This is a genomic window from Streptomyces sp. NPDC002044, from assembly GCF_040296725.1.
GTDB classification, from domain to species: domain Bacteria; phylum Actinomycetota; class Actinomycetes; order Streptomycetales; family Streptomycetaceae; genus Streptomyces; species Streptomyces antarcticus.
The window spans coordinates 1-7,900 of sequence record NZ_JBEOXU010000216.1; the positions used below are offsets into that span (position 1 = coordinate 1).

The window sequence follows — 7,900 nt, forward strand, 5'->3', positions numbered from 1 at the left end:
ACGAGGGGCCCGCCCCCGACGGGCACCCCGCGCTCCGCGCCGAGGGCGCACCACCCGCGCCGAGGGCCGACGAGGCCGCCGTCCTCGGCGCGGAGCACGCCCGCACGCACGCACGGCTGCGGGAGGCGGTCAAGGGGACCCAGGGCTATCCGCAGGCGAAGCGCACGGCGAGCCTGGCCGCGCACCGGGAGTCCCAGCTCACGGCGAACGAGGCTTTCGCGGCGGCGGAGTACGGCCGGTTCACGCGGTTCTTCCCCTCACCCGACTTCGGGGTCCACGTGGCCCAGCTGCCCACCGGCAAGGTGCTGCTGTTCTCCTTCGAGCGGGTGGAGGCCGACCCCACGAAGGAGACCGGCCCCACCAGCACCGTGGGCCGGACGAACGCCGGCCGCGGCTACCTCTGGGACCCGGCCAGGGGCACCGGCGCGGACGCCTTCAAGAAGGTCGCGCCGCCCGTCGTCCTGATGCCCGACGGCGGCTACGCCCCACGACCCGCGCCGTTCTTCTGCGCCGGGCACGCCTACCTCCCCAACGGCATGGTCGGGGTCTTCGGCGGCAACGTCGGCGGGAAGGGCGGCAGCGGGGCGAAGCTCTCGTTCGTCTTCGACCCGTGGACCGAGAACTGGTACCGCAACCGGGACATGGCCGTCGGCCGCTGGTACCCCTCGGCCGTGACCGCCGCCGACGGCCGCCAGATCATCATGTCCGGCCAGTCCGAACGCGGTACGGGCACTGCGACCCCGGTGGTGGAACGCTTCCCCGCCCTCGGGCACCCCGTCCCCTGGCGGCCGTTCGACATCCCGGTGGACCTCTCCGCCGAGCGGCTCCGTACCGACGCGCCGTTCCGCAACGACTACCCGCACCTGTTCTCGCTGCGCGACGGGATGATCTACGGTCTGGGGCGCGACGCCGACCAGCAGTGGCTGTTCGACCCGGTCAAGGAGGTGCGCACCGACCTGCCCCGGCGGCCGGCCGACTTCCGGGGGTACGGATCGGCCGTGCCGCTGCCGGCCGGTTTCCGCGGCCCGGACTCGGTGCTGGTCCTCGGGGGCGACCCGCGCGACCCGTTCACCTACCGGCTGTCGGGCGGGCGCTGGACGACCGAAGAGCCGCGGGCGTTCGGGCGCACCCAGGACGACACGCTGATCCTGCCGGACGGGACGCTGCTCACCGTCAACGGCGCCCTGGACACCCGGGACTACGGCCACGGCCCCTTCAACCCCCGGGCCGATCCCAAGTACCGGCAGGTCGAACTGCGGGACGCGGGCGGGCGGTGGCGGCTCGGGCCGGCGCAGCGGCTGCCGCGCGGCTACCACTCCAACGCCCTGGTGATGCCGGACGGCCGGGTCATGGTCACCGGCGACGAGCTCCAGCAGATCGCCAACGACCCCGACATCGACGACGCGATGGACGGCAGCATCGAGCTGTACGAGCCCGCCTACCTGCACCGGGGCGGCCGCCCGGCCCTCGACCGGGTCCCGGCGCGCGAGCTCGGCCACGACCAGTCCTTCGAGGTGGTCAGCTCCACCCCGGGGAACGTGGCGCGGGCCGTGCTGCTGGCCCCGTCGACGGTGACGCACTCGGTGAACACCAGCCAGCGCCACCTGGAGCTCCGCCGCACCGGCACCCGTGGCACGACGATCGGGCTCAGGGCCCCCGCGACGGCGGCCGACGCCCCGCCCGGGTACTACATGCTGTTCCTGCTCGACGCGAAGGGGGTTCCCAGCGCCGCGAAGTGGGTGAAGCTCGGCATCCGCTGACGCCGCGCCATCCGGTGGTACGGAGGGCGGACCGGCCGGGCGGCCCTCCGTAGGACCGGAGCGGGCTAGCCGGCCGCGGTGACGGGCGGCCCGAAGCACACCACCGCGGTGTGCCCGGCCGCGCGGAGCAGGCAGTCGGACGGGCCCGCCAGCAGGGCGGCGTCGTACGGTTGCAGGTCCTCGGCGGCGCCGGGCCCGCCGGACCGCTCCAGCGCGGCCGGTCCGTCCAGGGCCACCAGCAGGAGCGTCTCACCCGGGTGAACGGTGAGGGCGAGCCAGCCCCGTACGACGGCGGTCCGCGCCCGTACGGCGTCCCTGCGGTACATCACGTTGAAGTTGACGACCGGGCCGGAGAGCAGCGTGCACCCGGTGTCCTGGTCCCCGGCGAAGTCCTGCGGCAGGAACCGCTCGTCCACGAGGCGGCGCACGCCGCCCACGTCGAGGTCCATGCCGGCGCCTTCGGCGAGGGTGAGGGTGCGGTCGACGCCGGGGAAGGCCGAGAACGGCCCGTCGGCGGCGACGTCGGCCAGACTCACCCGCCAGGTGAAGTCGCCGGCGCCGGCGCCCTCGGGGCGCACCGCGATCTCCCGGGTGACTCCGCCGCCGTTCTTCCAGGCGGCGGCCGTACGGCCGGCCGCCCTCAGGATCCGGAGCCCGCTGCCGCTGTTCATGGCGCCGACCCTATCGGGCGGCGGTGCGGGGCCAGGAGGTCAGGCGTCCCGCTCCATGGTGGGGCGCAGGCGCTCCAGCAGGGCGTAGAGCGTCGCGCTCTCGGCCGCGTCGAGCGTGTCGAGCGCCCCGCGCGTCGTCTGCATCTCCTCCCGTACGCGGCGGATGATCTCGCGGCCCTCGTCGGTGGCGACGACGTTCTTGACGCGGCGATCGGTGGGGGCCGGCTCGCGGCGCACCAGCTCGCGGGCCTCCAGGCGGTCGACGATCCCGGTGACGTTCGAGGCGTCGCAGACCAGCAGTGCGGCGAGACCGCGCATCGGCAGGGGGCCGTCGAGCTGGGCGAGGACCTTGGCCTGGGTGGAGGTGAGGCCGTGACGGGCCGCGGCCGCGGCGAAGTCGCGCCACTGGGCGGTTCCGATGGCGGCGAGGAGCTCCAGCAGTTCGAGCTTGGAGGGCGCGTACGGGGCGGGGTGGCTCATGTCTGGAGGGTACTCAGGATCATTGACATTATCAATTGTTTACTTGACCACCTTAACTATCGACGTCTACCGTCGGCCGAGTTACTTGAAGACATCAAACATCTGCGATCTGAAGCACTCGAAGCCCTAAGAGGTCCCGCCCGCCATGAGCACCCCCTCCCCCGCCGCCGCACCGGACTCCGGGCACCGGAACGAGACGGTCATCGTCTTCGCCCTGAGCCTGGCCGCCATGGTCGTGTCGATGATGCAGACCCTGCCCGTCCCCATCCTGGGCCTCATCCGCAACGACCTCGGCACCTCCACCGCCAACGTGAGCTGGGTGACCACCGCCACCCTCCTGTCCGCGGCGGTCTTCACCCCGCTCCTGGGCCGCTTCGGCGACCAGCACGGCAAGAAGCCGACCCTGGTCGCCGTGCTCGGCGTCATGGTCGCCGGTTCCGTCGTGTCGGCCCTCGCCTCCTCGCTGCCGCTGCTGATCCTGGGCCGGGTGCTCCAGGGGGCGGCCACCGCGATCTTCCCGCTGGCCCTGTCCGTTCTGCGGGAAGAGGTCCGGCCGCAGAAGCTGCCCGGCGCCATGGCCCTGGTCAGCGGCACGCTCGCCTTCGGCAGCGGGCTGGCGCTCGTCGCCACCGGGCTGCTCACCTCCGGGGCCGACGCGGACTACCGCGACGCGTTCTGGATGGCCACCGGCTTCGCGGCCCTCGCGCTGCTCGCGGTCGTCTTCCTGGTCCCGGCCACCCGGCACAAGACCGGCGGCCGGACCGACTTCCTGGGCGCCCTGACCCTCGGCGCCGCCCTGCTGCTCCTCCTGCTGCCGATCTCCCAGGGCCACGAGTGGGGCTGGGCCTCCGGCCGTACGCTGGGCGGCTTCGCCGGCGCCGCCGTGATGACCGCCGTCTGGGTGCTGACCGAACTCAAGGTCCGCGAACCGCTCGTGGACATGCGGATGTTCGTCCACCGCCCGGTGCTGATGGCGAACCTGGCCGGCGTCCTCGTCGGCTTCGGCATGTTCGCGAACTTCCTGGGCGTCTCCTACCTGGTCCAGATGCCCGAGGCCCTCACCGGCTACGGCTTCGACGCCTCGATCCTGCGCGCCTCGGTCCAGTTCCTGCTGCCCGGAGCCATCGTCTCGCTGCTCGCCTCGCCCATCGGAGGCCGGCTCGTACGCCACCGGGGTCCGCGCGTGGCCCTGGCGCTCGCGGCGGCGCTCGGGACCGTCGGCTTCGCCTGGCTCGCCCTGGACCACCGGCACAGCGCCTCGGTGATCGGGGCCGGCCTCGTCGTCGGCGCGGCCGTCAGCTTCGGCTACGCCGCCATGCCCGCCGTGATCATGGCCAGCGTCCCGCACCACCAGAGCGGGATCGCCAACGGCATCAACTCGATCTCCCGCTCCACGGGCAGCGCGATCGGCAGCGCCGTCGTGACGACGATCCTGGCCTCCCGGACGATCGCACACCTGCCGGCGGGCGTTCCCCCGCTGCCCGCCGAATCCGGGTTCACCCTCACCTTCGGCATCGGGGCCGCGGCCTTCGCCCTGGTCGCGCTGATCAGCTGGCTCGGACTGCGGGGCGCGCACGGGACGGTGGCCGCCGGATCCCGGCACACGGCCCCGGCCGCGAAGACGGTCGAGACCGCCGCGACCACCTGACGGACGGCGGAATCCCGCGCCGAGGGGTCAGGAAACACCCCCACCGCGTGGCAGCGCCACGGGGAAGGAGGACCCGGGCGATCATCCGGGGGGATTCGAAGCGCGACTCCGGGGCATCCCAGAACGAGGCGATCCCGCCTTTGCCAGCCACTACGAGGAGGCAGCAGTGACCACCTACGTCATCACCGTGCCCGGCACGTTCCTGACGGACATCAGCGATGCGACACGCTCGGAACTGGTGCGGAGGCTGGCCGCGCACCACACCGACCTGAGCGAGACGGAAGACCTGAACCTGCTGACGCTCCACGACGACGGCACGTTCTCCGTCCGCCTCGAAGTCGAGGCCCACGACCGGGCCGGCGCCGAGGCCGATGCCGTACGTCTCACGGCCGGCGCCCTGGAGCAGTCGGGGTTCTCCGAGAAGGACGCACCGCTGGGGCCCCCGGCCGTCACCGGGATCGACGGCGACGTCTGACGTCCCTCCGGGCGGAGCGGCCGGGGCTCAGGCCGGGTCCGGGCCGGACACCGGGTTCTCGATCAGGGTGATCCGGTTCCCGTCCGGGTCGTGGAGGGCGGCGAACCGCACCAGCCCGGAGCCCGGCCGGACCTCCCCGGCGGTGAGTCCGCGGCCGGCCAGCTCGGCGAGGACCCGGTCCAGGTCGTCGACGCCCAGGTTGACCAGGGCGGACCCGGCGTGATCGGGAGACTCGAAGACCTGCACCCAGGCGTCGGGCGAGACGTGCCAGTCCGCGAGCCCCGGCATGGGCGTCATATCGGGAGCCCTGCCCAGGAGCCGTTCGTACCAGGCCACCGCGGGCCCGATCTCCCGGACCGGGGCGACGGCGAGTACGTGGGTGAAGGCCATGCGTGATCATCCCTTTCGCTGCCGGGTTCACGGGCGCGTGCGGCGCCGCTCCCCCGGCTGCTACCCGGTCCGCCGGGTCCGTACCACCCGGCCGCGGCGTGTCGCTCGCGGCGGGTCGGCGCGCAGGGACTGCATGGTGGGGCGCATGAAGGCTACGGACGTCATCGCCGACGGGTTCGAACGCATCCACGAGATCGTGCACGAGGCCGTCGAAGGACTCTCGGCGGAGCGGCTCGCCGCGCGCGTCGATCCGGCGGCGAACTCGGTCACCTGGCTCGTCTGGCACCTGACACGGGTCCAGGACGACCACGTGGCGGAAGCGGCCGAGCGGGAGCAGGTCTGGCAGTCCCAGGGCTGGGCCGCCCGCTTCGCGCTGGGGCTGCCCACCGGGTCCACCGGGTACGGGCACACGGCCCGGCAGGCGGGCTCGGTCCGGGTCGAGTCGGGGGAACTGCTGCTGGGGTACTTCGACGCGGTGCACGAACAGACCCTGGGCTTCGTCCGCGGCCTGGCCGCCGCCGATCTGGACCGGGTGGTCGACGAGCGCTGGGACCCCCCGGTGACGCTGGGCGCGCGCCTGGTCAGCGTGCTGGCCGACGACCTCCAGCACGCCGGCCAGGCGTCCTTCGTACGGGGTGTGCTGGAGCGCCGGTGATACCCGCGCTCCGCCGGGCCGGTCACCCGTACGGAGTCGCCCGGAAGGCGGTACCGGTGGCGGTGCGCCAGGGTCGTGGCACGGGAGGTGCACGATGGAACCGCGTGTCAAAGGGTTCGTCCAGTCGTACAACCGCGAGCGGGGCTACGGGTTCATCCTTCCCCTCGGCGAGACCACGCCGGTCTTCGTCGAGCGGGAGGACATAGAGGCCGAGCCGAGGGTCCTCTCCGAGGAGCAGCAGGTCACCTTCGCCATCGAGCTGGGCCGGGGCCGGATGGCCGCCCGCCGCGTCAGACCCTGACCCGGCGCACGAGCACCGCCAGGGCGGCCGCCCCGAGCACCGAGAGCAGGGCGGCGACCCGCAGGACGGACTCGATGGCGGGGCCGTCGGAGGCCGCGGCGCCCGCCGAGCCGCTGATCACCTCCAGCACGGTGGAGGCGACGGCCACGGCCACGGCTCCGAGCAGCACCAGCGAGGTCAGGACGAGGCCGGAGGCGGCGGCGAGCCGGTTCGCGGGCACGTGGGACTGGGTGGCCACGTTGGTCAGCGCCCAGCCGAGGCCCACGCCGAGCCCCACCACGGCGAAGACCGCCGTGTAGAGGGCGAGCGAGGTGGCCCAGGTGAGGGCGAGCAGACTGACGCCGCACAGCAGCATCCCGGCGGCCATCAGCGACTCGGGGCGCAGGTGCAGTGCGAGGTGGCCCGACCAGTAGCTGGCGGCTCCGGCGCCGACGGACAGGGACAGGAACACCAGCCCGGATTCGAGCGGGGAGAGCCCGCGCGCCTGCTGGAGGTAGAGCGCGGACAGGACCGCGACCAGGCAGTAGACGACATTGGACAGCGAGCCGGCCAGCGTGATGACGACGAAGGGCCGGTTGCGCAGCAGGCCGAGGTCGAGGAGGGGTTCGGCGGTACGCCGCTCCAGCCCGACGAACCCGGCCAGGAGCGCGGCGCCGCCGACGAGGCAGGCCAGGGTGGCGGGCGAGGTCCAGCCCCAGTGCTCGCCCTGGTCCACCCCGATCATGACGGCGCTCAGCCCGGCCGCGAGCGTGATGACCCCGGGGACGTCCAGCCCCCCGGATGCCTCCTCGTCCCGGGTCTCGGGGACGTAGCGCAGCATGAGAACGGCGGCGGCGGCGCAGAAGGGCACGTTCAGCAGGAACACCGCGCGCCAGCTGACGTGTTCGGCGAAGGCGCCGCCGATGAAGGGGCCCAGGGCGGTGCCGATGGCGCTGAAGGCGAGGACCGTGGCGACGGCCCGGCCCTGGCGGGCGTCGCGGAAGTAGGCGGTGACCACGGCGACGGAGACGGGGAAGATGAGCGCGGCCGTGCACCCCTGGACGACGCGGCCCGCGGTCAGCCACGCGGTGTTCTGGGCGGCGGCGCACACGACGGACACGACGCCGAAGCCGGTCAGCCCGGCGACGAGGACGCGCCGCCGGCCGAGCAGGTCGGCGGCCCGGCCGCCCGTGATCATGAGGGCGCCGAGGGCGAGCATGTAGCCGCTGACCAGCCACTGGAGGTCCGTGGTGGGGGTGTCGAAGTCGCGGGCGATGACGGGGAGCATGAGGTTGAGGGCGAACCAGTCCATCTGCACCAGCAGCATGGAGATGGCGGCCGCCGCGATCACGGCCCGGTCGCGCCGGGTGAAGAGTCCCCGGCGCGGATGCGCCTGTGCGGATGCGCTCATGACACCGCCCGCCTTCGGTCTCTCCGACCATCGTGGCACCGCCCGGAGCACGGCGCCCGGCACGCTCGGCGGCCCCGGACGGCCGCGCGGAACGGGCCGGCGCGGCGGCCGGGGCCCTGCCGGGCGCGGC

The 7,900-nt window shown here is 73.6% G+C and carries 9 protein-coding genes; 5 read left to right on the forward strand and 4 right to left on the reverse strand.

Going from position 1 to position 7,900, the window contains the following annotated elements; genetic code table 11:
- Window positions 1–1,760: glyoxal oxidase (locus tag ABT106_RS29870; RefSeq protein WP_351283591.1), on the forward strand; the 1,760-nt coding region annotated here is incomplete at its 5' end.
- A gap of 65 nt (window positions 1,761–1,825) precedes the next feature.
- Here ABT106_RS29870 and ABT106_RS29875 read toward each other — a convergent pair.
- Both ABT106_RS29875 and ABT106_RS29880 read right to left on the reverse strand, forming a co-directional pair.
- Window positions 1,826–2,431 carry a HutD/Ves family protein gene (locus tag ABT106_RS29875; RefSeq protein ID WP_351283593.1) on the reverse strand — a complete coding sequence of 202 codons (606 nt, stop codon included), beginning with the start codon at window positions 2,429–2,431 and terminating at the stop codon, window positions 1,826–1,828.
- 39 nt (window positions 2,432–2,470) lie between these two features.
- Window positions 2,471–2,911 carry a MarR family winged helix-turn-helix transcriptional regulator gene (locus ABT106_RS29880; RefSeq protein WP_351283596.1) on the reverse strand — a complete coding sequence of 147 codons (441 nt, stop codon included), beginning with the start codon at window positions 2,909–2,911 and terminating at the stop codon, window positions 2,471–2,473.
- 145 nt (window positions 2,912–3,056) lie between these two features.
- On the opposite strand from ABT106_RS29880, the gene ABT106_RS29885 reads away from it, so the two are divergent.
- Together ABT106_RS29885 and ABT106_RS29890 are read left to right on the forward strand one after the other, a co-directional pair.
- A complete protein-coding gene (locus ABT106_RS29885; RefSeq protein WP_351283598.1) occupies window positions 3,057–4,559 on the forward strand; it encodes an MFS transporter in 1,503 nt (500 codons plus the stop codon).
- A gap of 166 nt (window positions 4,560–4,725) precedes the next feature.
- Window positions 4,726–5,034 (forward strand): hypothetical protein, encoded by a 309-nt coding sequence (locus ABT106_RS29890; protein ID WP_351283601.1) that lies wholly within the window; start codon window positions 4,726–4,728, stop codon window positions 5,032–5,034.
- A gap of 27 nt (window positions 5,035–5,061) precedes the next feature.
- Here ABT106_RS29890 and ABT106_RS29895 read toward each other — a convergent pair whose 3' ends face one another.
- Window positions 5,062–5,424, reverse strand: a complete 363-nt coding sequence (locus tag ABT106_RS29895; RefSeq protein WP_351283604.1) for a VOC family protein — start codon at window positions 5,422–5,424, stop codon at window positions 5,062–5,064.
- 145 nt (window positions 5,425–5,569) lie between these two features.
- Here ABT106_RS29895 and ABT106_RS29900 point away from each other — a divergent pair, with 145 nt between their 5' ends.
- Together ABT106_RS29900 and ABT106_RS29905 are read left to right on the forward strand one after the other, a co-directional pair.
- Window positions 5,570–6,079, forward strand: a complete 510-nt coding sequence (locus tag ABT106_RS29900; RefSeq protein WP_351283607.1) for a mycothiol transferase — start codon at window positions 5,570–5,572, stop codon at window positions 6,077–6,079.
- 94 nt (window positions 6,080–6,173) lie between these two features.
- The gene (locus ABT106_RS29905; protein WP_351283609.1) at window positions 6,174–6,380 is read left to right on the forward strand and encodes a cold-shock protein; all 207 of its coding nucleotides are present in this window, start codon (window positions 6,174–6,176) and stop codon (window positions 6,378–6,380) included.
- Here ABT106_RS29905 and ABT106_RS29910 read toward each other — a convergent pair.
- Window positions 6,370–7,770 (reverse strand): MFS transporter, encoded by a 1,401-nt coding sequence (locus ABT106_RS29910; RefSeq protein ID WP_351283611.1) that lies wholly within the window; start codon window positions 7,768–7,770, stop codon window positions 6,370–6,372. The two genes, ABT106_RS29905 and ABT106_RS29910, sit on opposite strands and share 11 nt — an antisense overlap.
- Between the last annotated feature and the right edge of the window lie 130 nt (window positions 7,771–7,900).

What these genes read in the sequence shown, in the direction of transcription:
- ABT106_RS29905 (WP_351283609.1), top strand. Translation starts at nt 6,174, where the DNA reads ATGGAACCGCGTGTCAAAGGGTTCGTCCAGTCGTACAACCGCGAGCGG.
- ABT106_RS29910 (WP_351283611.1), bottom strand. Translation starts at nt 7,770, where the DNA reads ATGAGCGCATCCGCACAGGCGCATCCGCGCCGGGGACTCTTCACCCGG.
- ABT106_RS29900 (WP_351283607.1), top strand. Translation starts at nt 5,570, where the DNA reads ATGAAGGCTACGGACGTCATCGCCGACGGGTTCGAACGCATCCACGAG.
- ABT106_RS29880 (WP_351283596.1), bottom strand. Translation starts at nt 2,911, where the DNA reads ATGAGCCACCCCGCCCCGTACGCGCCCTCCAAGCTCGAACTGCTGGAG.
- ABT106_RS29875 (WP_351283593.1), bottom strand. Translation starts at nt 2,431, where the DNA reads ATGAACAGCGGCAGCGGGCTCCGGATCCTGAGGGCGGCCGGCCGTACG.
- ABT106_RS29895 (WP_351283604.1), bottom strand. Translation starts at nt 5,424, where the DNA reads ATGGCCTTCACCCACGTACTCGCCGTCGCCCCGGTCCGGGAGATCGGG.
- ABT106_RS29885 (WP_351283598.1), top strand. Translation starts at nt 3,057, where the DNA reads ATGAGCACCCCCTCCCCCGCCGCCGCACCGGACTCCGGGCACCGGAAC.